This is a genomic window from Nonomuraea sp. NPDC049309 (genome assembly GCF_043196965.1).
GTDB classification, from domain to species: domain Bacteria; phylum Actinomycetota; class Actinomycetes; order Streptosporangiales; family Streptosporangiaceae; genus Nonomuraea; species Nonomuraea fastidiosa.
Window position 1 is genome coordinate 503973 of sequence record NZ_JBICSH010000001.1, and the last position, 23214, is coordinate 527186.

Below are 23214 nucleotides of genomic sequence, written 5' to 3' on the forward strand. Positions count from 1 at the left end.
GGTGTCAATCGGCGGGCGGGCAGTCCGCGGGATCCATGCGCGCATCGGCGCCGGCGACCGAGACGTCCTGGGCGGCGCCCGGCAGCATGGCCGACACCGTGCACACGATCTGCCCGACGGCCCGCTGCGACAGCTCGCCGGCCGCGCCCGACGGGGTGATCACCAGGCGGCCGCCCTGCTCGGAGGCCACCGTGAACGGCTCCGCATCGCGCGGCACCTGCGAGGTGTAGCCCTGCCCGCGTTCGGCCGCCGTCGGGCCGGCCGCCAGCAGCGCCAGCGCGTCGGCCGGATACAACCGGCCGCGCGGGCGCGGCACCGGGTGCAGCCTGCCGTCCTTGACGAGGTAGATGACGGTCGCCCTGGGCGATGCGACGGGGCCGCTCGGCGGCGGGCCGACCGGGATCACGTCGCTCGGCCGCACCCCGCAGCCCGCCACCGCGGCCAGCGCCAGCCCCGCCGCCACGAGAACCCGCCGCATCCGCCGCCCGCTCATGCGCGGCCCCCGTCAGGGTCGCGGGACGCGGGGGAGCCGTCTCGGGGCTCGGCGCTCTCGTCAGGCGTGCGGGAGGCGGGGGAGGCGTCCGGGGTGCGGGGGAGGCGGAGGGTGAAGACGGCGCCGCCGCCCGGCGCGTTGGCGGCGGTCAGGTCGCCCCCGTGCAGGCGGGCGTTCTCGCGGGCGATGGCCAGGCCGAGACCGCTGCCCTCGGATCTCGCCCTGGCCGAGCTCGCCTTGTAGAAGCGGTCGAACACGTGCGGCAGCACCTCCTCGTCCAGGCCGGGCCCGTGGTCGCGGACGTCGAGGGTGACCGAGGCGGGATCGGCGGTCAGCCGTACCGACACCGGGGGCTCGCCGTGCCGCAAGGCGTTGCCGACCAGGTTGGCGAGCACGATGTCCACCCGGCGCGGATCCAGCCGGGCGGTCACCCCGGCGGGCAGCTCGGTCCGCACCGCGTCCGACCAGCCCCGCGTCCGCAGCGTCGCGCGGACCAGCTCGGCCACGTCCACGTCGTTCAGCGCGAGCGCCGCCACGCCGGAGTCGAACCGGCTGATCTCGATGAGGTCGTTGACGAGCTGGGTCAGGTTCAGCGTCTCCTGGCTGACCAGCCGCGCCGCCCGCCCGGCGGTCTCGGGCAGGCCGGCCGCCTCCTCCTCCAGCACGTCGGCGACCGCCGCCAGCGCGGCGAGCGGGGTGCGCAGCTCGTGGGAGACGTCGGCCACGAACCTGCGCGCGTCGGCCTCCATCGCGCGCAGCTGCGCGACGTGCCGCTCCAGCTCGGCGGCGGTGTCGTTGAACGTACGGGCCACGTCGGCCAGCTCGTCGGAGCCGCGTACCGCGATCCTGGTGTGCAGCCGGCCCTCGCCCAGCAGCCGCGCCGCCCGCCCCAGCTCGCGGACCGGGCGCAGCACCCCGCGGGTGGCGGCCAGGCCGAGCAGCACCGCGAACACCAGCGCCGCGCCGCCGTACAGCCAGGCCCACAGCGCGAGCTCGTCGACGCTGCGCTGCTCGGACTGCAGGCTGTGCACGGTGTAGACCTCGATGCCGGAGTTGCGGGTCGTCCCGTCCGGCTCGGCGATCACCAGCGGCGCGCCGATGACGAGCACGGGCAGGCCCTGCCAGGTCACCCGCTGCCAGGCCATGGTGCCGCCGGCGACCGTCTGGCGCAGCTTCGGGGGGATGTCCACCTTGTCCAGGTCCGGCCTCGGTGAGGGACGGCCGGGCCGCCACCGTCCCGGCGGGTCGGCGGGACGGCCCGGCGAGCGCTGCCCGCGGAAGAACGCGACCGCCCTGGAGTTGGTGTCGGTCAGGCCGGCGGCGATCCGTTCCAGCTCGTCCTGGTCGGGTGCGTCGGTGCGCAGCGGATACAGCGCCGCCAGCCGGTCGCGCATCGCCTCCACCGCGGCGTCCTGGGCCCGCTGCAGGATCTCGTTGCGCGCCTTGACGTAGGAGACGCCGGCCACCGCCGCCGCCGTGACCACGCACAGCAGCACGAACGCCGACAGCAGCCGGGCGCGCAGCCCCAGGGACGCCACCAGCCGCTTCACACCGGCCCGAACCGGTAGCCGAACCCGCGTACGGTCTGCACGTAGACGGGCGATGCCGAGTCGTCCTCGATCTTGGCGCGCAGCCGCTGCACGCACGCGTCCACCAGCCGCGAGTCGCCGAAGTAGCCGTGCTCCCACACCGACTCCAGCAGCTGCTGGCGGGTGTGCACCCGGCCGGGCGTGCCGGACAGCTCCAGCAGCATGCGCAGCTCGGTCGGGGCGAGGCTGACCGGCACGCCGCGCTTGGTGACCACCAGGCTCGCCCGGTCGATGGTCAGATCGCGGTAGTGCTCCAGCTCGGCCTGCTCGCGGCCGACGCGGCGCAGCACCGCCCGCATGCGGGCCTCCAGCACCCGGGGCTGCACCGGCTTGACCACGTAGTCGTCGGCGCCCGCCTCCAGCCCGGCCACCACGTCGAAGTCGTCGCCGCGCGCGGTCAGCATGATGATCGGCACGTCGCCGGCGGCGCGGATGCGGCGGCACACCTCGAAACCGTCGATGCCGGGCAGCATCAGGTCGAGCACGACCACGTCGGGCGGGTCCGCGCGCAGCTGCTCGAGCCCCCGCTCGCCGGACTCCACCGCGCGCACGCGGTGGCCGTGGCGGCTCAGGGCCAGCTCCAGGCCCTCGCGCACGGCGGGATCATCCTCGATCAACAACACTCGCGACACGCCGCCGAGTTTCACTGGCTCGCTCCGTCACATCACCCTTGCCGGTCAACCGCTCCACTATCGGCCGGCCGTGTCCGCGTACCGTGCCCGCCATGTCATGGTCGTGTCACGGACGAGCCGTCGACGAACCATGACATACGGCGCACAGCGCGCGCACATACGCCGCCCATGGTAAGTCGCCATGGACGAACCACACACCATTCCACCTCGGCTGCGCGACCGCGTGTACGCCCTGGTCACGCTGGTGCTGGCGGTGCTGCTGCTGCCGGTGGCCTTCGCCCGCCGTCCCGGCCGGGCGCGGGAGCTGGCCTGCACCTGGGCGCTGGGGCTGCGCTTTCCCGCCGAGGACCTGACGGGGCTCACCGACGGCGCCAGGGCGGCGTTCACGGCGGCGCGCACCGAGGCGCTGTGGCGGCACGGCCGGCTCATCGGCCTCACGTCCGGCTACCGCGACCCGGCCGCGCAGCAGCGGTTGTTCGACGAGGAGGTACGCCGCTGCGGCTCCCCGGCCCTGGCGCGCATGCTGGTGCTGCCGCCCGAGGAGTCGCGCCACGTCCAGGGCGTCGCCCTCGACATCCGCCCGCGCGAGGGCGCGCGCTGGCTGGAGGAGCACGGCGCCCGCTACGACCTCTACCGCATCTACGACAACGAGTGGTGGCACTTCGAGTACCGCCCGGAGGCCGGCGGCGTTCCGCCGCGCCGCCTGCCGCACTCGGGCGTGCCCCAGGCCACGGCCGACGATCGTCCGGGTACGTCCCGGTAGGGTGAGCGGCATGCCCCTGCGACTCCCTCAGGTGAACCTCAAGGCGCGCGACGAGGTGGCGCTCGGCCGTTTCTGGGCCGGCGCGCTCGGCTGGGAGATGGACAGTGAGGCCCCCGGGGTGACGAACCTCATGCCGGCCGGCTTCACCTGGCCCGACCCCTCCGCCGTCTGCATCGACCTCGTCCGGGTCCCCGACCCCGAGACGGTGCGCTACCGCGTCCACCTCGACCTGGCCACCACCTCCGCCGGGCATCAGGCGGAGCTGGTCGCCCGCCTGACGGAGCTCGGCGCGACCCCCGCCGACATCGGGCAGGGCGAGGTGCCGTGGACGGTGCTCGCCGACCCGGAGGGCAACGTCTTCTGCGTCCTGGAGCCCCGCGAGATCTACCGCGACACCGGGCCGATCGCCGCCGTGGTCGTCGACTGCGCCGACCCCAGGGCCATGGCCGGCTGGTGGGGCGAGGTCATCGGCTGGAGCGTGCACGAGGTGACCGGCGACTTCGCCAGGCTGCGCGCGCCCGGAGGCGTCGGGCCGTACCTGGAGTTCATCCGCGCCTCCGGCGAGCCGGCGGTGTGGCACCGCTTCCACCTCGACGTGCTGCCCGACCCGGTCGACGACAAGCCGGCGCAGGTGGCGCGGCTGCAGCGGCTCGGCGCGCGCTTCGCCGACGTGGGGCAGGGCGAGGTGCCGTGGACGGTGATGGCCGACATCGAGGGCAACGAGTTCTGCGTGCTCGGCCGCGCCGCCTCCGCGTGAAGCGCCCTGCCTCCGGGTGAAAGCGTCATGAGGACGTCATGAGGAGCGCAGCCTGGCCGCCTGCCGGATGAGGTGGTCGCGCTCGGGCAGGCTCGGCGCCGACCGGGCGGCCTCGGCGTACAGCCGGGCCGCCGTCTCGCGGTCGCCGTCGCGTTCGTGCAGGTACGCCGCGACGGCGGCGTAGCGGGGCAGGGCGGGATCCAGCTCCGCCAGGGCGGCGAGCCCGGCGCGCGGCCCGTCCGCCTCCCCGACCGCGACGGCCCGGTTCAGCCTGGCCACCGGGCTGCCGGTGATGCGGACCAGTTCGTCGTACCACTCGACGATCTGCACCCAGTCGGTCTCCTCGGCCGTCTGCGCGTCGGCGTGCAGGGCGGCGATGGCCGCCTGCGCCTGGTACTCGCCCAGCCGGTCGCGGGCCAGCGCCGCCTGCAGCACCCGCACGCCCTCGGCGATCATGCGGGTGTCCCACAGGCTCCGGTCCTGCTCGGCGAGCGGGATGAGCCGGCCGTCGGGGCCGGTCCTGGCCGCGCGCCGCGCGTGATGCAGCAGCATGAGCGCGAGCAGGCCCGCCACCTCCTCGTGGCCGATCATCGCGGCGAGCCGGCGGGTGAGCCTGATCGCCTCCTCGGCGAGGTCCACGTCGCCGGAGTAGCCCTCGTTGAAGACCAGGTAGAGCACGCGCAGCACGGTGGCGACGTCGCCCGGCCGGTCGAAGCGGACGTTCCCGACGGTCCGCTTGGCCCTGCTGATGCGCTGCGCCATCGTCGCCTCCGGCACCATGTACGCCTGCGCGATCTGCCGCGTGGTCAGCCCGCCGACCGCGCGCAGCGTGAGCGCCACGGCCGAGGACGGCGACAGCGACGGATGCGCGCACAGGAAGTACAGCCACAGCGTGTCGTCCACCGCCGCGCCGGGGCCGGGCGGCGGCTCGGCCCCGGCGCGGGCCTCGCGGCCCCGGCGCGCGGTGTCGGCGCGGGCGGCGTCGAGGAACTTGCGCCAGGCCACGGTGACCAGCCAGCCCTGCGGGTCGCGCGGCGGGCCGTCCCGCCAGCCGCGCACGGCCTCGACCAGCGCCTCCTGGACGGCGTCCTCGGCCGCCGCGAAATCCGCTCCGCGGCGGACGAGGACGCCGATCACGACGGGGGTGAGGCTGCGCAGCAGGGCCTCGTCCACCATCCGCCTACTCCGTGACGGTCTCGGGCTCGTGGAGGAACGGCCGCACCTCCAGCCATTCGTGGATCGGCCGGCCGCCCGCGCCCGGCGCCGCCGACAGCTCGGCGGCCAGCTCCAGCGCCCGCTCCTGGCTGTCGACGTCGATCACCATCCAGCCGGCGATCAGGTCCTTGGTCTCGGGGAACGGGCCGTCGGTGACCGGGGGCCGGCCCTCGCCGCCGTACCGCACCCACAGGCCCTCCGGTGCGAGCGCCTGGGCGTCGACGAACTCGCCGGTCTCCTCCAGCCGCTTGGCGAAGTCGCGCATGTACCGGATGTGCGCCGAGACCTCCTCGGGCGTCCACTGGTCCATCGGCGCGTCGTTGACCGGCGCGGGCGCGCCCCGGTAGTGCTTGAGCAGCAGGTACTTGGCCATCGCGTTCTCCTTCGTACGGTCGGTCGTCATCGCGGTGTGCATACCGGGGACGGAGCCGCCGCCGCGTTCTCGACATCTTCGCCGAAATTTTTTTCCGGAGGGCGCGATCAGGCCCTGGACCTGCGCCGCCGCCACCACGGCGGCCGCACGGCGCGGGCGGTGGTGCCGTGCGGCGGATCGCCCGTCCGGGCGAAGGCGAAGAACGCCGCGAGATCGTGGGAGGCGCCCTGGCGGATGCGCTTGGCGACCTTGTTGTGCGGGTAGCCGCGCAGCCCATCGGGGCTGTCCACCGCGGCGGCCCGCTCGTCGGTGCAGTACGCCCACGACCAGCCGCAGTTCCTGACGATCATCTCGCCCAGATACGCGCCCGCCCCCATGATCACCTCGTGCGCGTCCTCGGGGGCGGGCTCGGTGGCCGCGAACGCGGCGCAGTAGTTGTCGAGGTGGTGCAGGAACGCCGGGTCCCAGTCGAGCGCGAACCCCTCGGCCCGCGCCCGCTCCACGAACGCCTCGGCCAGGGCGCGCATGCGCTCGGCGGTCTCGATGTCGCTCGGCGGCTTGCGCCGCGGCCCCCTGCCCAGCCTCATGGCAGCTCCTCGCGGACGGCAGCAGCGCATGCCGGGCACACCCGCTCCGCCTCGCCCGTCGCGGGGCGGGGCCGCTGGTACGGGGCGCGGCACGGCAAGCAGGCGAACGACGTCTTCCCATGGCCCATGCGCCTACCTTAGGCCCTTGATCGACTTCCGCGGAGCGGCTGCCGGGCCGTGACGCTTTCCGGAGCGAGGGCGGGGCCGAAGGACGCGGCGCCGCCGCGTTACAGAGCGGCGGTCTGGCGCTGCTGCTGGTGACGTCCGGCACCGCGGGGCTGGCGGCCGTCGCCACCGCGCGTGCCGAGGCGCTGTCGGCGGCGGCGACGCCCGTGCTCGCCACGCTGGGGCGGGCTTCACGCGGCGACGCGCGCGGCGGGCGCCGTCTGCCTGGCCGGGGCGGTCCTCGCCGTCATGCTCCTCGGCGGGACGGCTCAGACACGCCCGTCGGCGGGCGACCGTTGAGCCTGGACGAGCCGCATGGAGATGTAGTAGCGGATGCCGGTCCTGCGGGTGTGGCGCACCCGGATGCGCTGGAACTCGCGGAAGCCGAGCTTCTCGTACAGGCGCAGGGCCGGGGTGTTGGTGTCGGCGATGTCCGCCAGCACGTACTCGTCGTACTGGGGGAGGGCGAGCAGGTGGGTCAGCAGCGCCGTGGCGACGCCCCGGCCCCGGTAGCGGAGTGCGGTGGCGACGAACTCCAGGGAGGCCAGCCCGTCCCTGGCGTAGGGGAGGGGCTTGGCGAACTCGCGCCGGAAGCCGATGTCGGCGATGGTCCCCTTGTAGAACCCCAGGTGCCTGCGCAGCTCGCGCCGGTCGTGCCGGAACGACGGCCGCCTGCCGTCCGTGCAGGCGGTGATCCCGGCGGGACGCCCCTCGAGCAGGGCCACGTAGAACACGTCGAGGACCAGCGCGTGCTCCAAGGCGTCGGCGAGCTCGGCGGGGTCGTCGGAGAAGTAGGAGAAGTCGGGGCCGAACCCGTCGACGAAGACCTCGGCGACGGCTCGGCGATGGCGCTCGCCCAGGTCCGCGGCGGGTACCACTTCGATGGCGTCGGGCAATGCTCACCTCGGAAAGTCGTTGTACGGTGTACGAACCGAGACGGTAGCCCGCCCAGATGGGCGGCGCGCGCCGCGGAAAGCGGTGTGCTAGCGCAGCTCATCCGCCTTCACCAGGGGCGGGCGCGCTCCTGCGGCCGGTGCGCCGCTGCACTAGTACAGGAAGAGGATGCGATCGGTCATGCGGACGAGCGTTCCGCCCTATCTGCGGATCGTGCGGGAGATCGAGCGGCGCATCGACTCGGGCGCGCTGCGGCCCGGTGACCGCGTCCCCTCCATCAGGCAGGCCGCCGCGCAGTGGGGCGTGGCCACCGCGACCGCCGCCAAGGCGCTCGACACGCTGCGCAGGCGCGGCCGGGTCGTGGCCGTCCCGCGCGTCGGCACCGTCGTCGCGGAACCCGCCCCGAAGCCGCGGGCGCGCCGCCGCGCGGTGGCGTCAGGCTCGGACGACGAGCGGCTGCGGGCCGTGCGGGCCGCGATCGCGCTCGCCGACGAGCAGGGCTTCGACGCGGTGTCCATGCGCGGCGTCGCGGCCAGGCTCGGCATGCCCACCATGTCCCTGTACGGCCTCGTGGACGGCAAGGAGGAGCTGGCCGCGCTCATGGCCGACGCCGCGTTCGGCGAGCTGGAGCTGCCCCAGGAGCCGCCGCCGGGCTGGCGGGCGCACCTGGAGCTCGCCGCGCGCCTGCAGTGGGACCTCTACCTGCGTCACCCCTGGCTGCCCCGGGTCATGTCGCTCACCCACCCGCAGCCGCTGCCCAACATGCTCAGGTTCGGCACCTGGGGCATGAACGCCATGGTCGGGCTCGGCCTCGACCCCGAGACCGCGAGGATCGTGTGGTGGGCGGTCGCCAACCACGTCAGGGGGACCGCCACCAACCTGGAGGCGCAGCGCGACGCCGAGCAGCACACCGGGCTGTCGCCCGACCAGTGGTACACCGCCCACCTGCCGTCCCTGCACGCCGCGCTCTCCACGCCCGCGGCGCCCATCGACGACACCTTGGGGTTCGACCTGACGGTGTTCTTCGACGCCGGGCTGCAACTGCTGCTGGACGGGGCCGCGGTGCTGATCGGGCGTCGGCACCGTACGTGAAGAGCGCTCGACGCGCAGCGGGCGCTGGGTGAAGCCGGCCGTTCACGTGATCTTCCAATGCCGGAAACGGCATCGCGCAGACGGCCGCGCTGATGAAGCGGCTGGGCGCGGTGCAGGCGCAACCTCGACGGCGGCGGATCCCAGCGTCATGGCCACCGCCCGTTCCGGCATCGTCAACCGCCCGTCCGACGCCACCGGGCAGCGGGCTCTGGGGAATGTGTTCCTCATCCGCAAGGACAGGTGATCGCGGGCGGCAGTCGGCTTCCTGGACGGGAACGGCCTCCTCAGGCGACGGGGCCGCCGCCCCGAGGGGCGGGGCCGTCCGGGAGGCTGCGGGGACGATGAGCGGGCGCACTCTGGGCCGACGGCGGAGCGCTTCTGCGGGTCTCGTTCTTGGGACGGTGGGGCGTTTTTGTCGGACGCGTTCGGAAGAATGGCGGCATGCTCTCCCTCCGCCGGCTCAACCGCTCCACCCTCGCCCGCCAGTTCCTGCTCGGCCGGGAGGCCGTCGATGTGGGCGAGGCGGTCCGCCGGGTGGTGGGGCTGCAGGCGCAGCATCCGGCCTCGCCATACCTGGCGTTATGGACCCGTATCGCGGGATTCGACCCGGCCGACCTGGACGCGGCGTTCGCCGAACGCAAGATCGTCAAGGCCACGCTCATGCGGATCACGCTGCACGCCGTGCACGCCGACGACCATCCCTGCTTCCACGAGGCGATGCAGCCCACGCTGCGCGGCTCCCGGCTCGGTGACCGGCGCTTCACCGGCAGCGGCCTCACCGTGGCCGACGCCGACGCGCTGGTCGGTGACCTGCTGGCGTTCGCCGACAGGCCGCGTTCGACCGCCGAGCTGCGTGCGTGGATCGAGCAGCGGCTCGGCGTTCCGCCAGAGGGCGTGTGGTGGGCGCTGAAGAGCTTCGCGCCGCTGGTGCACGCGCCCACGGGCCCGCCGTGGTCGTTCGGCCTGCGCCCCGCCTATGTCGCCTCCGGCCTGCCGCCCACGCGCGGAGCGGGCGCGGAGCAGGCCCTGCAGACGCTCGTCCTGCGCTATCTGGAGGGGTACGGCCCGGCGTCGGCGCTCGACGTCGCCCAGTTCGCGCTGGTGCCCAGGAAGCGTGCCCGCGCCGCGCTGGACGCGGTCGCCGACCGGCTCGAGCGGCTGACAGGACCGGACGGTTCGGAGCTGTTCGACCTGCCCGGCGCGCCCCGCCCGGCCGAGGACACGCCCGCGCCCGCCCGGCTGCTGCCGATGTGGGACAACGTCCTGCTCGCCTACGCCGACCGCAGCCGGGTCATCCCGCCCGAGTATCGCCCGATCGTCATCCGCCGCAATGGCGATGTCCTGCCGACGCTGCTGGTCGACGGTCACGTGGCCGGTGTCTGGCGAGTGGCGGACGGCCGGATCGAGGCCACCGCGTTCCACCCGCTGCCCGGCAGGGCTTGGGACGAGCTGGCCGCCGAGGCGGAGGCGCTGACGGCGCTCCTGGCCGGCCGCGACCCGGCCGCCTACCGCCGCTACGACCACTGGTGGTCCGACATGCCGGCCGCGGAGGTCCGCATGCTTCCGTAGTCCGGATGCCGGAGCCGGAGGTGGGGGAGGGCGCGGCCGGGCCCTGCGGGCAGGGCGGAGATCACGCGGGCTCCTTGGGCCAGGCCCCACACGCCGAGGCGGGAGGCGGGGACGAGAGCGCGCGGCGCCCAGTGCGACGTCGCGGCTGCGGCATACGTACTCGGCCATCGCGCGCTCGTACGCGGGAAAGGCGCGCGTGGTCGCCGCCGGCCCGCGCCGGCTCACCGGCGAGCACGAACGCGCCGACGACGGCCAGGCTGGTGCTGCCGCCGACGGCCGGGCCGGGGCAGTAGCCGGCGTCGCCGGCGAGCGCCTCCATCCCGCTCAGCCCGGCGCCGGCCGGCCGGCGGGTGTTCGGCGCTCAGGGGCGGTGCAGGCGGGGCTCGCGGCCGGGCGGCTGGCGTACCTCCTGCTCAGGCTCATGGCGCGGCGGGTTGGGCCGGGTGACCTCCTCGGCGCCCAGCTCGAACTCCTCGCCGTGATGCTGCAGCGTGATCTGCGGGCCGTCCATCAGCCGGTACGTCGTCGCCTCCGGCGTCGCGCTGACGCGCAGCCGGCTGCCGCGATAGCGCAGCCGGAAGGAGAGCCGGGTGATCCGGGACGGCAGGCACGGCGCGAAGCGCAGCCGCCCGCCGCCCGCGCGCATCCCGCCGAACCCCGACACCAGCGCGATCCACGCCCCCGCGAGCGAGGCCATGTGCACGCCGTCCACGGTGTTCTTCTCCAGGTCGTCGAGGTCCATCAAGGCGGCCTCGCCCAGGTAGCGGTAGGCCAGCTCCAGGTGGCCGACCTCGGCGGCGATCACCGCCTGCGTGCAGGCCGACAGCGACGAGTCGCGCACGGTCAGCGCCTCGTAGTAGGCGAAGTTCCTGGCCTTCTGCTCGGGCGTGAACGCCTCGGAGCGCAGGTGCATGGCGAGCACGACGTCGGCCTGCTTGACCACCTGGCGGCGGTAGAGGTCGAAGTAGGGGAAGTGCAGCAGCAGCGGGTACTTGTCGGGGCCGGTCGCGGCGAAGTCCCACAGGGCGTGCTGGGTGAAGCCCTCGCTCTGCTGGTGCACGCCGAGCCGCTCGTCGTAGGGGAGGGTCATGGCCTCCGCGCCCGCGCGCCAGCGGCGGATCTCGTCCTCGGTGACGCCCAGCGCCGCCGCCTGCTCCGGATACCGCTCGGCGGCGCCGGCGGCCTCGCGGAGGTTCTGCTGGGCCAGCAGGTTCGTGTAGAGGTTGTTGTCGGCGACGGCGGTGTACTCGTCGGGACCGGTCACGCCGTCGATGCGGTAGCGCCCGGTCGCGTCGTGGTGGCCGAGCGAGCACCACAGCCGGGCGGTCTCGACCAGCAGCGGCAGGCCGGTGTCGCGGTCGAAGTCCGCGTCCTGGCGGGCGTCCACGTACTGGGTGACCGCGTGCGCGATGTCGGCGTTGACGTGGAAGGCGGCGGTCCCGGCCGGCCAGTAGCCGGAGCACTCCTCGCCGTGGATGGTCCGCCAGGGGAACGCGGCGCCGGCCAGGCCGAGCTGCCGCGCCCGCTCCCTGGCCAGGGGCAGCGTGGAGTATCGCCAGCACAGCGCGTCCGCCACGGCGCGGGGATAGGTGTAGGTGAGCACCGGCATGACGAAGATCTCGATGTCCCAGAACGTGTGGCCGTCGTATCCGGAGCCGGTCAGGCCCTTGGCCGGGATCGGCCGCTTCTCCAGCCGCGCGGACGACTGCAGCAGGTGGAACATGCCGAACCGGACCGCCTGCTGCACCTCGTCGTCACCCTCCACCTCCACGTCCGCGCCGTCCCAGAAGGCGTCGAGGAAGCGCCGCTGGTCCGCGCAGAGCCCGTCCCAGCCGGTCAGGCGGGCCGCCGCCAGCGCCGCGGCCACCTGGTCGTGCAGGGCGGGCCGTGAGCGGCGGCGCGACCAGCCGTACGAGAAGAGCTTCACCACCCGCAGCGTCTGGCCGGGCGACAGGCGCGTGGCCACGGTCATCCGGCTGACGTCGTCGCCGCCCCGCTCCTCGGCCAGCGTCTCGTCAGGACCGTCGATCTCGTGCCACATCCCGGCGGCCAGGCGCAGGCCGCTGTCGCGGGTGCGGTGCACCATGATCGCCAGGCCGTCGTCGCCGGTGACGTTCTCCTCCTCGATCAGCGGGGAACGCAGCGGCGCGGCGGCGCGCGGGTCGTCGGATGCCGGCGTGCCCATCTCGTTGGCGACCAGCTCCGACTGGACGACGACGCGGATCGGGCGGTCGACGGCCTGCACCTCGTACCGGATGGCGGCGATCGCGCGATGGGTGAACGACACCAGCCGCGTCGATCGGATGCGCACCGGCGTGCCGGTCGGCGAGCTCCAGTGCGCGGTGCGGGTGAGCGTGCCCGCCCGCAGGTCGAGGACCCGCTCGTGCTCGTGCAGCGTGCCGTAGCGCAGGTCGAACGGCTCGTCCTCGACCAGCAGCCGGATCACCTTGCCGTTGGTGACGTTGACCACCGTCTGGCCGGACTCGGGGTAGCCGTAGCCGGCCTCCGCGTACGGCAGCGGGCGCAGCTCGTAGAACCCGTTGAGGTACGTGCCCGGCTCGGCGTGCGGCTCGCCCTCGTCGAGGTTGCCGCGCAGCCCGATGTGGCCGTTGGACAGGGCGAACACGGACTCGGTCTGGGCCAGCACGTCCAGGTCCAGCCGCCGCTCGCGCAGGGCCCACGGTTCGATGGTGAACGCCGGATGCCGGATCATCGCGCGTCCTCGTGTGCGAGCAGCTCGTGCAGGTCGCCCACGACGACGTCGGCGCCGTTCGCGCGCAGCGCGTCCGCCTGGCCGGCGCGGTCGACGCCGACCACGAATCCGAACCCGCCCGCGCGGCCGGCCGCCACTCCCGCCAGCGCGTCCTCGAACACCGCCGACTCGGCCGGTGTCAGCCCCAGCGCCTCGGCCGCCGCCACGTACATGTCGGGCGCCGGCTTGCCGGCCAGCCGCCGCTCCTTCGCCACGACGCCGTCGATCCTGGCCTCGAACCGGTCGGCGATCCCGGCCGCCGCCAGCACCTGCGCGGTGTTGGCGCTCGACGACACCACCGCCGTGCGCAGCCCGGCCCGCCTGACCTCGTCCACGTACCTAACAGAGCCGGGGAACACCTGCACGCCGTCGCGCTCGATGACGGCCTGGACGAGCTCGTTCTTGCGGTTGCTCAGCCCATGCACGGTCATCGCGCCCGGCGGGTCGCCGGGCGTGCCCTCGGGCAGGTCGATGCCGCGCGAGCGCAGGAAGCTCCGCGCGCCGTCCTCGCGCTTCTTGCCGTCCACGTAGCGGTCGTAGTCGCCGACCTCGTCGAACGGCACGAACGGCGTGCCCGTCTTGTCCGCCCACGCGCGGAGGAACTCGTCGAACATCGCCTTCCACGCGGCGGCGTGGACGGTGGCCGTGCGCGTCAGCACGCCGTCCATGTCGAACAGGCATCCGCGAATTCCCTCAGGCAACCCCAGCATGCGCTCCTCCGACCCCCGCACCTACCCACCCGACCTGCGAATATCCGCCCGGGGCCGCTGAACGGCACCCTCGGGCGCATGGCGCGCCGTCCTCGTGGCGGTGACGGGGGTGATCACCGCCCTGGTGCTCTACTCCAGGGCCGGCCTCGTCGGGTAGGGGCTCCGACCGGCCGGGGGCCGCTGAGAGGCGGCTGGTCTTCAGGGACAGCAAGCGGGTGGCCCGCGTCCGGCTGTGAGCGGTCTTCCCCGCCAGGGCGTCGTTCGGGAGAATGCTCGGGGTGACGTTCGAGGCCGGAGGTGGCCCGTGGATGCCGAGCCCAGGATGATCCTGCTGTGCGGGCTGCCCGGCTCGGGCAAGACGACGCTGGCCAAGCGGCTGGCGCGCGAGCTCCCCGCCGTGCGGCTGTCGCCGGACGAGTGGCTGGCGGACCTCGGCATCGACCTGTTCGACGAGCCCACGCGGGCCCGGCTGGAGCGGCGGTTCACCGTTCACGCCCAGGATCTGCTCCGGCTCGGACAGAGCGTGGTGCTGGAGTCCGGGTTCTGGACGCGGGCCGAGCGCGACGAGATGCTGGCGGTCGGGCGCGCCCTCGGCGTTCGCACCGAGTTGCGTTACCTCACCGCGCCGTTCGAGGAGCTGTGGCGGCGCGTCGACGCCAGGAACCGGGAGCGAGTGCCGGGGACGGCGCCGATCAGCCGCGAGGCGATGGAGAGGTACGCGAAGATCTTCCAGGCTCCCGGCGATGACGAGCTCGCGCTCTTCGACGACCCGCCCCGCGAGACGGCGCGCCGTGGTGATACGGCCTGCTAACGGCTCGCGAGCGCCTTGCCCGCGCTGATGATGCCGGTCAGCGCCGACCGCACGTCGCGCAGCTCGGCGATCTGCGTGTCGATGCGCCGGCGCTCGCGTTCGAACGCGGCGATGAGGTCCTCGCACGCCGGTGCCAGGAACTCGCCGTCGTCCACCATGCAGGGCAGGATCTCGCGGACCATGTCGCTGTTGAGCCCCGCCGCCAGCAGGAGCCGGATGCGGCGCACCGTCTCGATGTGCTCCTCGGTGTAGACGCGGTAGCCGGCGGACGTACGTTCAGGGACCAGCAGCCCCTTCTCCTCGTAGTAGCGCAGCGCACGGGCGCTCACCCCTGTACGCCGGGCCAGAGCACCGATCCGCACCTGCCGCCGCCCCTCAGCTTGACCTTCACGCCGACGTGAACGTTTAGCGTAGCCGCGAACGTCGGCGTCAACGAATGACGGGGGATCACCACCATGACTCAGCAGCTTGCGCACGCCCCGGTCTCCGTGCTCGGCATGGGGCCGATGGGACGGGCGATCGCCGGGGCGTTCCTCGCCGCCGGCCACCCGACCACCGTGTGGAACAGGTCGGCGGGCAAGGCGGGCGAGCTCGTCGCCCGCGGCGCGGTACTCGCCGGCGGCCCGCTGGCCGCGTTCGAGGCCGCCGACCTGGCCGTCGTCTGCGTCATCGACGCGAACGCCGTGGAGGCCATTCTCGACCAGGCGCGGGCCGAGTCCGGCGGGCGGCTGCCCGCGACCACGCTGGTGAACCTCACCTCGGACGGGCCGGGACGTACGCGCGAGCTGGCCGCCAAGGCGAACGCGTTCGGCCTGCGCTATCTCGACGGCGCCATCATGACGCCGGCCGCGGCCATCGGCACGGAGGGGACCCGCGTCCTCTACAGCGGTCCCGAAGGCCTCTTCGAGCGCCACCGGCGCGCGCTGGCGGCGCTGGGCGGCACGGCCGTGCATCTCGGGGACGACCCCGGCACGGCGGCGGGCTTCGACGTGGCCCTGCTGAACCTGTTCTGGACCTCGATCGCCGGGCTGATGCACTCGTTCGCGCTCGCCGCCCGGCAGAACGTGCCGGCCACCGCGCTCGCGCCGCACGCCCAGCAGATGGCGGGCCTGGTCGCCGAGCTGCTGCCCGGGCTCGCCGCCGACATCGACGCGGGGCGCTTCTCCGGGGCGGACTCGGCCTCGCTGACCTCGGCCGCCGCGAGCCTCGGCCACATCGTTCACGTCCTGGAGGAGTCCGGGGTCCCGGCGGCGCTCACCCGTACCGCCAAGGAGACCGTGGAGGCCGCCGTCTGGGCCGGTCACGGCGCCGACGCCCCGGTCCGCCTCGCCGAGTTCCTGAGCAGGACCTGACGACCGGAGGAGCGGCGCGGTCGGTGGGGGTGCGGCCGGACGGGGACGTCACCGGCTCGGTGCGCGCTGACCACGGACGCGGCCCGGCGCGCATGGACATTCTGCGAGGAATCTCGTTATCGTCCGCGGGTCCGTCCCCGCCCGAGCCGCCGCGTCCCCGGAGGTTTCGCATGGTCTCCTCGCCTGCCCGTGACAGACGGCAGGTGCGGCGAAGGATCTCCGGTCTCGCCGGTCGCCTGTTCGTGGCCGGGTCGCTGAACTTCGCCGCTCAGCTCGGCGTCATCGCCGTTCTCGGGCGCATGGGGGGGAGAGGCGATCTACGTACGCTCCCTGTACCAGCCGGTCAGCCTCATCGTCCTCGCCTTGAGCATGGGCTTCGCGGTCAGCGACCAGGTCGCCGCCGCGATCGGCAAGGGGGGGACGTTCCCCAGGACGTCATGGCGAACGCGGCCGGCCTAGCCCGCGTGTGGCTCGTCCTCGCGGTCGCCGCGCCCGCCCTGCCCGGGCTGCTGGACGTGGACGCCGGGCTGCGTGAGACGTTCGTCTCCTTCCTGCGCTGGACCAGCGCCGCGGGGCTGCTGATCGCGGGGGAGGAGCTGTGCGCGTCCAGCCTGCGCGGCTACGGGTACGTACGGCAGGCCACCGTCCTGGTCGCCTGCACGGCGGGGTGCGGGTCGGCCTCGTGGCCGGGCTCGGGCTCGGCACCGGCAGGAGACCGCCGTCGCCGGGTTCACGGTCGTCGCGACCATCCAGAACGTCGTGCTGCTGCCAGGCATGGCCCTGGGCACGGCCACGGCGATCGTCATCAACCAGCAGCGCGGCGCGGGCGAACGGCGGCGCCTGGGTGCCTCGCTGCGCGGCGGCATCGAGGCCACCGTCGTGACGTACGTGGCGATCGCGGCCCTGGTGTGGTCGCTGCACGACCCGCTGGCCCGGTTGATCGGTGGTGACGCGGGGGTGGCCGCGGAGGCGGGCGCCTACCTGGGGGCCGTGGCGCTCACGTACGCCGTCCAAGGGCCCGTGCTCGCCGCGCTGACCGTCATGGAGGAGACCGGCGGCGGCTTCCTGGCCATCGCGCTCAACGCGATCTACTTCGGCCTGATCGTCGCGACCGGCGCGGCGGCGGCACGCGCCACGGGCGGCGCGGGCGGCTTCTACGCGGCGGTGGCGTGGTGCAACCTGATCGGCGTGACGGTGCCGCTCGTGGCCGTACGCCACGTACGGCGGCTGGCGGTGGTGAACCGCGCCGGTCCCCGGTGTACGCCATGACCACCGGCGCGTTCACGTGGAGCTCGGCGGCTGAGCGGGGCCGAGGACGGCGGGGGTGACCAGGGCGCGGGCGGCGGCGGCGAAGTAGTCGGCGGAGGCGTTCTCGGCGAGGCCGAGGATGACGCCCTGGATCAGGCCGACGAGCAGCGCGCGCAGGGCGATGGCCAGCCGGTGCGCCTGGTCCGGGGTGAGGGCGTGCCCGTCGTGGGGCCTGCCGGACAGCAGCGCGGTCAGGCGTTCCTCGTGTGCCCGTACGGAGGCGGCGAGCTTGGACCGTAGCCCGGGGTCGCGCAGCGCCAGGTCCTGCAGGCTGATCTCGAACGACAGCCGGCGCAGCGCGTCGGGGTCGTCGCAGGTTCGGCGGTAGTGGCGGGCGAAGACCTCCACCGTCTCGGCCACGCCCATCTCGGGGGAGACCGCCTGTTCGATGCCGTCGTAGTGCGGGGCGAGGTAGTCCGTGACCAGGGCGATGAGCAGGTCGTTCTTGCTGCCGAAGAGCGAGTAGACGGCGCCGGTGGTCAGGCCGGCCTGTTCGGCGATCTCGTCCAGGCGGGCGCGGTGGCCGCGTTCCCGAGGAGCGCGTGCGCGTCCTGTTGGACCAGGTCAGGCCCTTCACGCTGCGTTTCTTCGGCGCGAAGCTCGACGGGGTGCGGCTGTGCGCCGACGACCTCGACTGGTCGTACGGTGACGGCGTCCCGGTGTTCGGCTCGGCGCAGGACCTGCTCCTGCTCACGTACGGCAGGAAGCTGCCGCCCGGCCACCTGCGGGGAGAGGCGAGCGATCGTTACGTCGCCGCCTGAGGCGGGCGCAGGCGATGGTCAGGCGTGGTGCTCGACCAGGCGGGTGAGGAGGTCGGTCAGGGTGCGCCGGTCGGCGGGGGAGAGCGGGGCGAGGTATGCGTCCTGGGCGGCGGCGAGCAGCCGGTCGAGGTCGGCGAGGCGCTTCCGGCCCGCCGGGGTGATGGTGATGATGTTGCGGCGGCGGTCGTCCGGGTCGGGTGCGCGTTCGAGCAGGCCCTGGGCGGCGAGCTCGTTGACGGCGGCGACCACGTCGCTGCGGTCGATGCCGGTGCGGCGGCCGAGCGCGGCCTGGCTGGCCGGGCCGTACTCCTCCAGGGTGGCGAGCAGGGCGTAGTGGTAGCGGCGGGCGCCGGCCTGGGCGAGCGCCTGGTCCACGATCCGGTTGGCGATGAGCGCCGCGCCGTTGGTCAGCCTGCTCGGCAGCGTGCGCAGCCGCTCGGGCGGCGGCCCCTCGGGAGTGTTCACGGACCGAATCTAGCAAAAACGTTGGCCGCACCCACGAACGGTGTTATTGTTGGTTGAGCCAATGTTGGCCATGCCAACGTTAAGGAGCCCGCATGACCACCCTCAGCACCAAAGTCATCGGCCAGACCGAAAAAGCGCTCAACGCCCTCCTCGAGCGGCTGCTGGCCGGCACCGGCATCACCGAACCCCAGTGGGTCACGCTCGCCCTCGCGGCGACCAGCGGCGAAACCCTCTCCGCTGACGCCCTCGCCGAGAAGGCGGCCCACTCGCTGAAGGTCGACCACGCCACGGCGCACCGCCGCATCGCCGAGCTGGCCGGCCACGGCCTGCTCCGCATCGGCCAGGACGGCACCGTCGAGATCACCGAGCGCGGTCAGGCCCAGTGGACCGAGGTCCGCGCCGCCGTCACCCGCATCACCGGCGAGCTGTGGGGCGACCTGCCGGAGGAGGACCTGGCCACCGCCGGCCGCGTGCTCGCCACCGTCCTGTCCCGCGCGAACGCGCTGCTCGCCGCCGATTGAGCGGGGGTTCAACCCTCACGCCGCGTCAGGCGGCACAGTGTGCGCATGACCGCACGCGAGCACACCGTCGGCGTCATCGCCGACCTGACCGGCGTCTCCGTACGCACGCTGCACCACTACGACGAGATCGGCCTGCTGACGCCGAGCGCGCCCGTCAGGGCTGACGGCTCAGGCGTCCAGCGCGTACGAGCGGTCGATCAGCTCCTCCATCGCCCGCTGGAAGTCGCGGCGGCGCTGCTCGCTCCAGCCCCCGTCAGCCGTTCGAAGACCTGCTCCTGCCATTCGTGGGCCTGGTCGAGCAGGGTGTGACCGAGGGGCGTGAGCGCGGCCTCGCGCCGGCGGCCGTCCGCCTCAGACGCGCGCAGCGTGAGGTACCCGGCCGCCACCGCGCTCTTGACCAGCCGGGACGCGCCGCTCTGTCGGTGGCCGCCATCTCGCGGCGGATGTAGGCCGGCTCCAGCGCCTGCCGCAGATCGGGCAGCCGGAGAGCGGCCGTCACCTTGCCCCCGGCCACCCGGAAGACGGTCGCCACGCGTACCGGCTCCTGGCTCTGCGGCCAGGTGGCGTCCTGCTCCACGACCATGAGGCGCTCGTCGACCGGATGCCACGCGTTGACGGCCGCTTCCAGCGCCGCCTCATCCGCCGCCTCCACGGCCCTCTCCGCTGTCGGCTCCACGCCGAATTAGTTTCACCGATCTGATGACAGTGCACCGTTGACCCACGAGTTGCAGTGTGACATTGTACTCATTCAAGACAGGTCGCTACCTGCGGAAACATACGCACCATGAAGTAGAGGTGCCTGTGAAATCACTGTCCAACCCCCAACGTAGACTGGTGATCGCGGCCTCCGCGCTTGTCAGCCTGACCCTCGCGGGCTGCAACTCCGACGTCTCCCAGGTCTACTCCTCCGCCGACGCCGCCCCCAGCGGCAAGACGGGCCAGGTGCGCATCGCCCTGCTCGCCTCCTCCAGCCAGAACGGCTTCAACAAGGCCGTGTACGACGGCGCCGTGGCCAAGGCCAAGGAGTACGGCGACGTCGAGGTGACGATCTTCGACGGCAAGTTCGACAGCCAGACCCAGTTCAACCAGGTGCAGAACGTCGCAAGCCAGGGCACCTACGACGGCATCGTGCTGGTGCCCAACGACAACGTCGGCATCGCGGCCGCCATCCCGGCGGCGGCCCAGGCCAAGATCCCCGTGGTGACCACGCTCTTCCCCGTCGGCCCTGACCTGACGGAGTTGAAGCCGCAGGTCGAAGGCATCGTCTCCACCGTGGCGGCCAACACGGAGGAGAACTCCAAGAAACTCGCGGAAGGCGTCGTCGAGTACTGCGAGGACAAGGACCCGTGCCGGGTCGCGATCCTCATCGGCCAGCTTCAGTTCCCGTTCGACAACCTGCGCAACAAGGCGTACCGGTCGGTGCTCGACGGGCATCCCAACATCAAGGTCGTCGCCACCGGCCAGGGCAATTACGACCGCGACACCTCGCTGAAGGCCATGCAGAACATCCTGCAGGCCAACCCCAAGCTCGACGTAGTGCTGTCCAACGCCGACCAGCAGACCATCGGCGCCCAGGTCGCGCTGGAGAGCGCCGGATACGACCTGAGCAAGATGTACGTGACGGGCGGCGGCGGCAACCAGGAGGCCATCAAGCAGGTACGCGCCGGCACATGGGCCGCCGACCAGGTGGACTTCCCCAACAGCATGGGCAGGGCCGCGCTGGAGCAGGTGGTCAACGCGGTGCGCGGCAAGCCGGTCACCCCGGTGATCGACGCCAACACGCTGGGCCCCGTACCGGTGATCGTCACCAAGGAGATCCTGGACGAGCACCCCGACTTCGCCGGCGAGTGGGCCGATTGATGGGCGGACCGGCACCGGCGGTGGCCGCCACCGTACGCGAGCTGTCCGTCCGCTTCGGCTCCACGCAGGCGCTCGACTCGGTGTCGCTGTCCCTCTTCGAGGGCGAGGTGCACGGCCTGGTCGGCGAGAACGGCGCGGGCAAGTCCACGCTCGGCAAGGTCATCGGCGGGCTCTACCAGCCGGACTCGGGCGAGCTCGAGGTGTTCGGCCGGGCGGTGCAGCGCTGGGACACCAGGCGGGCGCAGGACGCCGGCGTCGTGATCATCGCGCAGGAGCTGTGCCTGGTCCCGGCGATGACCGTGGCGGAGAACGTGTTCCTCGGCCGCGAGCACCGCACGTTCGGCGTCCTGCACCGGGACCTGGCCGCCCGCTACCGGGAGCTGGAGAAGATCTGCGGTTTCGGGCTGCCCGCCGACGCGCCGGTCCAGAGCCTGCCGATCGCCGACCAGCAGAAGGTCGAGATCATGCGGGCCCTGGCCCGGGACGCGCGGATCATCGTCATGGACGAGCCCACGTCGTCGCTGACCGCCGACGAGAGCGAGCGGCTGCACGAGATCATGCGCCGGCTGCGCGAGCGCGGCACCACCGTCGTCTACGTCACCCACTTCCTCGACGACGTGCTCGCCAACTGCGACCGCGTCACGGTCATGCGGGACGGCCGGGTGATCAGGACGGCGCCCGCCGCGCAGGAGACCAAGGCCGGCCTGGTCGAGGCCATGCTCGGCGAGCCCGCCGACATGCTGCTGCCCGAACGCCCGCCCGCGCCGCCCCCGGACACGCCGCCGGTGGCCGAGATGCGCGACGTGCACGCGGGCATGGTCAGCGGCGTGTCGCTGCGGGTGCGCCCCGGCGAGATCGTCGGGCTGGCCGGGCTGGTCGGCAGCGGCCGTACGGAGATCGCCCGCGCGCTGTTCGGCTGCGACCGCATCGACTCCGGTGAGGTGCTGTTCCGCGGGGAGCCGGTCACGGACGCCTCGCCGCGCGCGTCGATCGCCCGCGGCATGGCCATGATCCCCGAGGACCGCCGCGCCCAGGGCCTGGTCCTGCTCCGCCCGGTCATGGAGAACGTGACGCTGCCGCACCTGCGCCGCTTCACCCGCGCGGGGGTGCTGTCGCGCGGCGGCGAGCGGGCGGCGGTGCGCGAGCTGATCGAGCGCCTCGGCGTGCGTCCTGCCGCGCTCGACGGCGACATCGCCGTCTACTCCGGCGGCAACCAGCAGAAAGTGCTGTTCGCCAAGTGGCTGCTCGGCCACCCCGAGCTGCTGATCCTCGACGAGCCCACCCGAGGCGTGGACGTCGGCGCCAAGTCCCGCATCTACCAGCTCATCGTGGAGATCGCCGCGGCCGGCACCGGCATCCTGCTCATCTCCTCCGAGCTGGAGGAGGTCGCCGGGCTCAGCCACCGGGTCCACCTCGTACGCGGCGGCTCGATCGTCGGCGAGGTCCCCGGCCCCGGCACGTCCGTCGACGAGATCCTGCAGCGCCTCTTCGAGGTGGACGAGCCCGTACAGACCCCCAGGGAGGGAAGGCCATGACCGCCACCGCACCGGCGCGCGCGGGAACCACCGGCGTCAACGTGCCGGCCCTCGTGCGCCACTACGCCGTCCTCATCATGCTCGTGGCGCTCTTCGTGGTGCTGAGCGTGTCGACATCGTCGTTCCTCACGCTCACGAACCTGCTGAACATCCTCAACCAGAACGCCCCGCTGGCGATCATCGCGGTGGCCGGGACCCTCGTCGTCATCTGCGGCGGCTTCGACCTGTCCACCGGGGCGATCTTCAGCGTCGCCAACGTGGTGGCCGCCTGGGTCGCGGTGCACCTGGGCAGCCCCGTGCTCGGCCTGCTCGCCGCGCCGCTCGCCGGGGCCGCGCTCGGCCTGGTGAACGGGGTGGCGATCACCCGGCTGCGCATCCACTCGTTCCTGGCGACGCTGGCCTCCAGCCTCGTGTACGGCGGGCTGGCCGTGCTGATCACCGGCGGTTTCCTCATCAGCGTCCCGGCCGCCGGGTTCACCGCGCTCGGGCGGGGCGGCATCGGCCCGGTCTACTACGCGATCGTCATCCTCGCGGTCTTCGCCCTGCTGTCGGGGTTCCTGCTGAACCGCACCGCGTTCGGCAGGTACGTGCTGTCCGTCGGCGGCAACGCCGAGGCCGCCGAGCTGTCCGGCATCCGGGTGAACCGGATCAGGCTGTACACGTTCCTCTACAGCGGCCTGGCCGCCGGCATCGCGGCCGCCATCGGGGTGTCGCGGATCGGCACCGGGCAGCCGCAGGCGGGCGACGGCCTGCAACTCCTGGCCATCGCGGCGGTCATCCTCGGCGGCACCAGCATCTACGGCGGAGTCGGCGCGATCTGGCGCTCGGTCTGCGGCGTGTACCTGCTGGCGCTGATCGACAACGGCTTCGACATCCTCAACGCCAACCCGTTCTTCAAGGACCTGACGACCGGCGTGGTCATCCTGGCCGCCGTCGCGCTGAGCGTGGCGAGCAGACGACGATGACCGGCCCGCCGGCCCCATCGCTCGCGGCCAGGCACGAACTACCCA

The 23214-nt window shown here is 73.3% G+C and carries 24 protein-coding genes and 1 pseudogene; 13 read left to right on the forward strand and 12 right to left on the reverse strand.

Annotated features, from left to right (window positions below):
• Positions 1 to 4: 4 nt before the first annotated feature.
• From ACGFIM_RS02360 to ACGFIM_RS02370, 3 genes are read right to left on the reverse strand one after another with little or no spacing between them, the layout of a single operon-like run.
• Entirely contained in the window at positions 5 to 493 is a 489-nt protein-coding gene (locus tag ACGFIM_RS02360) for a hypothetical protein (RefSeq protein WP_393193295.1), read from the reverse strand.
• The gene (locus ACGFIM_RS02365; RefSeq protein ID WP_393193298.1) at positions 490 to 2031 is read right to left on the reverse strand and encodes an ATP-binding protein; all 1542 of its coding nucleotides are present in this window, start codon (positions 2029 to 2031) and stop codon (positions 490 to 492) included. Before ACGFIM_RS02365 ends, ACGFIM_RS02360 begins: the two co-directional genes overlap by 4 nt.
• An 8-nt stretch (positions 2032 to 2039) precedes the next feature.
• On the reverse strand, positions 2040 to 2714 hold the full coding sequence (locus ACGFIM_RS02370) for a response regulator (protein ID WP_393193301.1): 675 nt from the start codon (positions 2712 to 2714) through the stop codon (positions 2040 to 2042).
• A 181-nt stretch (positions 2715 to 2895) separates the two neighbouring features.
• Between ACGFIM_RS02370 and vanY-N the strand changes: the two genes are divergently transcribed.
• Together vanY-N and ACGFIM_RS02380 are read left to right on the forward strand one after the other, a co-directional pair.
• Positions 2896 to 3477 carry a D,D-peptidase/D,D-carboxypeptidase VanY-N gene (vanY-N, locus tag ACGFIM_RS02375; protein ID WP_393193304.1) on the forward strand — a complete coding sequence of 194 codons (582 nt, stop codon included), beginning with the start codon at positions 2896 to 2898 and terminating at the stop codon, positions 3475 to 3477.
• A 10-nt stretch (positions 3478 to 3487) separates the two neighbouring features.
• Complete coding sequence (locus ACGFIM_RS02380) at positions 3488 to 4234, forward strand: VOC family protein (protein WP_393193307.1); 747 nt, start codon at positions 3488 to 3490, stop codon at positions 4232 to 4234.
• Between the two features lie 36 nt (positions 4235 to 4270).
• Here ACGFIM_RS02380 and ACGFIM_RS02385 read toward each other — a convergent pair whose 3' ends face one another.
• From ACGFIM_RS02385 to ACGFIM_RS02400, 4 genes are all read right to left on the reverse strand, one after another.
• Entirely contained in the window at positions 4271 to 5407 is a 1137-nt protein-coding gene (locus tag ACGFIM_RS02385) for an RNA polymerase sigma factor (protein WP_393199592.1), read from the reverse strand.
• 7 nt (positions 5408 to 5414) lie between these two features.
• Complete coding sequence (locus tag ACGFIM_RS02390; RefSeq protein WP_393199595.1) at positions 5415 to 5822, reverse strand: YciI family protein; 408 nt, start codon at positions 5820 to 5822, stop codon at positions 5415 to 5417.
• A 107-nt stretch (positions 5823 to 5929) separates the two neighbouring features.
• Complete coding sequence (locus tag ACGFIM_RS02395) at positions 5930 to 6409, reverse strand: hypothetical protein (protein ID WP_393193310.1); 480 nt, start codon at positions 6407 to 6409, stop codon at positions 5930 to 5932.
• 434 nt (positions 6410 to 6843) lie between these two features.
• Positions 6844 to 7470 (reverse strand): GNAT family N-acetyltransferase, encoded by a 627-nt coding sequence (locus tag ACGFIM_RS02400; RefSeq protein ID WP_393193313.1) that lies wholly within the window; start codon positions 7468 to 7470, stop codon positions 6844 to 6846.
• A 178-nt stretch (positions 7471 to 7648) separates the two neighbouring features.
• Here ACGFIM_RS02400 and ACGFIM_RS02405 point away from each other — a divergent pair, with 178 nt between their 5' ends.
• Both ACGFIM_RS02405 and ACGFIM_RS02410 read left to right on the forward strand, forming a co-directional pair.
• Positions 7649 to 8560, forward strand: a complete 912-nt coding sequence (locus ACGFIM_RS02405) for a GntR family transcriptional regulator (RefSeq protein ID WP_393193316.1) — start codon at positions 7649 to 7651, stop codon at positions 8558 to 8560.
• Between the two features lie 441 nt (positions 8561 to 9001).
• Positions 9002 to 10129, forward strand: coding sequence for a winged helix DNA-binding domain-containing protein (locus ACGFIM_RS02410; RefSeq protein ID WP_393193319.1), 1128 nt, complete (start codon positions 9002 to 9004; stop codon positions 10127 to 10129).
• A 361-nt stretch (positions 10130 to 10490) separates the two neighbouring features.
• On the opposite strand, the gene ACGFIM_RS02415 is transcribed toward ACGFIM_RS02410, so the two are convergent.
• Complete coding sequence (locus ACGFIM_RS02415; RefSeq protein WP_393193322.1) at positions 10491 to 12842, reverse strand: glycoside hydrolase family 65 protein; 2352 nt, start codon at positions 12840 to 12842, stop codon at positions 10491 to 10493.
• A complete protein-coding gene (locus tag ACGFIM_RS02420; protein ID WP_393193325.1) occupies positions 12839 to 13591 on the reverse strand; it encodes a beta-phosphoglucomutase family hydrolase in 753 nt (250 codons plus the stop codon). Before ACGFIM_RS02420 ends, ACGFIM_RS02415 begins: the two co-directional genes overlap by 4 nt.
• A gap of 304 nt (positions 13592 to 13895) precedes the next feature.
• Between ACGFIM_RS02420 and ACGFIM_RS02425 the strand changes: the two genes are divergently transcribed.
• Positions 13896 to 14402, forward strand: a complete 507-nt coding sequence (locus ACGFIM_RS02425) for an AAA family ATPase (RefSeq protein ID WP_393193328.1) — start codon at positions 13896 to 13898, stop codon at positions 14400 to 14402.
• Here the strand turns inward: ACGFIM_RS02425 and ACGFIM_RS02430 are convergent.
• Positions 14399 to 14764 (reverse strand): MerR family transcriptional regulator, encoded by a 366-nt coding sequence (locus tag ACGFIM_RS02430; RefSeq protein WP_393193331.1) that lies wholly within the window; start codon positions 14762 to 14764, stop codon positions 14399 to 14401. The genes ACGFIM_RS02425 and ACGFIM_RS02430 overlap by 4 nt on opposite strands.
• Positions 14765 to 14857: 93 nt before the next feature.
• Here ACGFIM_RS02430 and ACGFIM_RS02435 point away from each other — a divergent pair, with 93 nt between their 5' ends.
• Positions 14858 to 15754, forward strand: coding sequence for an NAD(P)-dependent oxidoreductase (locus ACGFIM_RS02435; protein WP_393193334.1), 897 nt, complete (start codon positions 14858 to 14860; stop codon positions 15752 to 15754).
• A 723-nt stretch (positions 15755 to 16477) separates the two neighbouring features.
• Positions 16478 to 17023: pseudogene (locus ACGFIM_RS02440) on the forward strand (MATE family efflux transporter); the annotation flags it as partial.
• Between the two features lie 12 nt (positions 17024 to 17035).
• Here the strand turns inward: ACGFIM_RS02440 and ACGFIM_RS02445 are convergent.
• The gene (locus ACGFIM_RS02445) at positions 17036 to 17422 is read right to left on the reverse strand and encodes a hypothetical protein (protein WP_393193337.1); all 387 of its coding nucleotides are present in this window, start codon (positions 17420 to 17422) and stop codon (positions 17036 to 17038) included.
• Positions 17423 to 17604: 182 nt separating this feature from the next.
• Between ACGFIM_RS02445 and ACGFIM_RS02450 the strand changes: the two genes are divergently transcribed.
• A complete protein-coding gene (locus tag ACGFIM_RS02450; RefSeq protein WP_393193340.1) occupies positions 17605 to 17823 on the forward strand; it encodes a hypothetical protein in 219 nt (72 codons plus the stop codon).
• Positions 17824 to 17841: 18 nt separating this feature from the next.
• Here the strand turns inward: ACGFIM_RS02450 and ACGFIM_RS02455 are convergent, their stop codons facing one another.
• A complete protein-coding gene (locus ACGFIM_RS02455; protein ID WP_393193343.1) occupies positions 17842 to 18288 on the reverse strand; it encodes a MarR family winged helix-turn-helix transcriptional regulator in 447 nt (148 codons plus the stop codon).
• Positions 18289 to 18380: 92 nt separating this feature from the next.
• Here ACGFIM_RS02455 and ACGFIM_RS02460 point away from each other — a divergent pair, with 92 nt between their 5' ends.
• From ACGFIM_RS02460 to ACGFIM_RS02480, 5 genes are all read left to right on the forward strand, one after another.
• Positions 18381 to 18809, forward strand: coding sequence for a MarR family winged helix-turn-helix transcriptional regulator (locus ACGFIM_RS02460; RefSeq protein ID WP_393193345.1), 429 nt, complete (start codon positions 18381 to 18383; stop codon positions 18807 to 18809).
• A gap of 45 nt (positions 18810 to 18854) precedes the next feature.
• Positions 18855 to 19118: a MerR family DNA-binding transcriptional regulator gene (locus ACGFIM_RS02465; RefSeq protein ID WP_393193348.1), complete on the forward strand. Its 264-nt coding sequence runs from the start codon at positions 18855 to 18857 to the stop codon at positions 19116 to 19118.
• 525 nt (positions 19119 to 19643) lie between these two features.
• Complete coding sequence (locus tag ACGFIM_RS02470; protein WP_393193351.1) at positions 19644 to 20669, forward strand: sugar ABC transporter substrate-binding protein; 1026 nt, start codon at positions 19644 to 19646, stop codon at positions 20667 to 20669.
• The gene (locus ACGFIM_RS02475; RefSeq protein ID WP_393193354.1) at positions 20669 to 22204 is read left to right on the forward strand and encodes a sugar ABC transporter ATP-binding protein; all 1536 of its coding nucleotides are present in this window, start codon (positions 20669 to 20671) and stop codon (positions 22202 to 22204) included. Before ACGFIM_RS02470 ends, ACGFIM_RS02475 begins: the two co-directional genes overlap by 1 nt.
• Complete coding sequence (locus tag ACGFIM_RS02480) at positions 22201 to 23169, forward strand: ABC transporter permease (protein ID WP_393193357.1); 969 nt, start codon at positions 22201 to 22203, stop codon at positions 23167 to 23169. Before ACGFIM_RS02475 ends, ACGFIM_RS02480 begins: the two co-directional genes overlap by 4 nt.
• Positions 23170 to 23214 lie beyond the last annotated feature (45 nt).

What these genes read in the sequence shown, in the direction of transcription:
- ACGFIM_RS02360 (WP_393193295.1), bottom strand. Translation starts at nt 493, where the DNA reads ATGAGCGGGCGGCGGATGCGGCGGGTTCTCGTGGCGGCGGGGCTGGCG.
- vanY-N (WP_393193304.1), top strand. Translation starts at nt 2,896, where the DNA reads ATGGACGAACCACACACCATTCCACCTCGGCTGCGCGACCGCGTGTAC.
- ACGFIM_RS02380 (WP_393193307.1), top strand. Translation starts at nt 3,488, where the DNA reads ATGCCCCTGCGACTCCCTCAGGTGAACCTCAAGGCGCGCGACGAGGTG.
- ACGFIM_RS02390 (WP_393199595.1), bottom strand. Translation starts at nt 5,822, where the DNA reads ATGGCCAAGTACCTGCTGCTCAAGCACTACCGGGGCGCGCCCGCGCCG.
- ACGFIM_RS02395 (WP_393193310.1), bottom strand. Translation starts at nt 6,409, where the DNA reads ATGAGGCTGGGCAGGGGGCCGCGGCGCAAGCCGCCGAGCGACATCGAG.
- ACGFIM_RS02405 (WP_393193316.1), top strand. Translation starts at nt 7,649, where the DNA reads ATGCGGACGAGCGTTCCGCCCTATCTGCGGATCGTGCGGGAGATCGAG.
- ACGFIM_RS02410 (WP_393193319.1), top strand. Translation starts at nt 9,002, where the DNA reads ATGCTCTCCCTCCGCCGGCTCAACCGCTCCACCCTCGCCCGCCAGTTC.
- ACGFIM_RS02415 (WP_393193322.1), bottom strand. Translation starts at nt 12,842, where the DNA reads ATGATCCGGCATCCGGCGTTCACCATCGAACCGTGGGCCCTGCGCGAG.
- ACGFIM_RS02420 (WP_393193325.1), bottom strand. Translation starts at nt 13,591, where the DNA reads ATGCTGGGGTTGCCTGAGGGAATTCGCGGATGCCTGTTCGACATGGAC.
- ACGFIM_RS02435 (WP_393193334.1), top strand. Translation starts at nt 14,858, where the DNA reads ATGACTCAGCAGCTTGCGCACGCCCCGGTCTCCGTGCTCGGCATGGGG.
- ACGFIM_RS02460 (WP_393193345.1), top strand. Translation starts at nt 18,381, where the DNA reads ATGACCACCCTCAGCACCAAAGTCATCGGCCAGACCGAAAAAGCGCTC.
- ACGFIM_RS02465 (WP_393193348.1), top strand. Translation starts at nt 18,855, where the DNA reads ATGACCGCACGCGAGCACACCGTCGGCGTCATCGCCGACCTGACCGGC.
- ACGFIM_RS02475 (WP_393193354.1), top strand. Translation starts at nt 20,669, where the DNA reads ATGGGCGGACCGGCACCGGCGGTGGCCGCCACCGTACGCGAGCTGTCC.
- ACGFIM_RS02480 (WP_393193357.1), top strand. Translation starts at nt 22,201, where the DNA reads ATGACCGCCACCGCACCGGCGCGCGCGGGAACCACCGGCGTCAACGTG.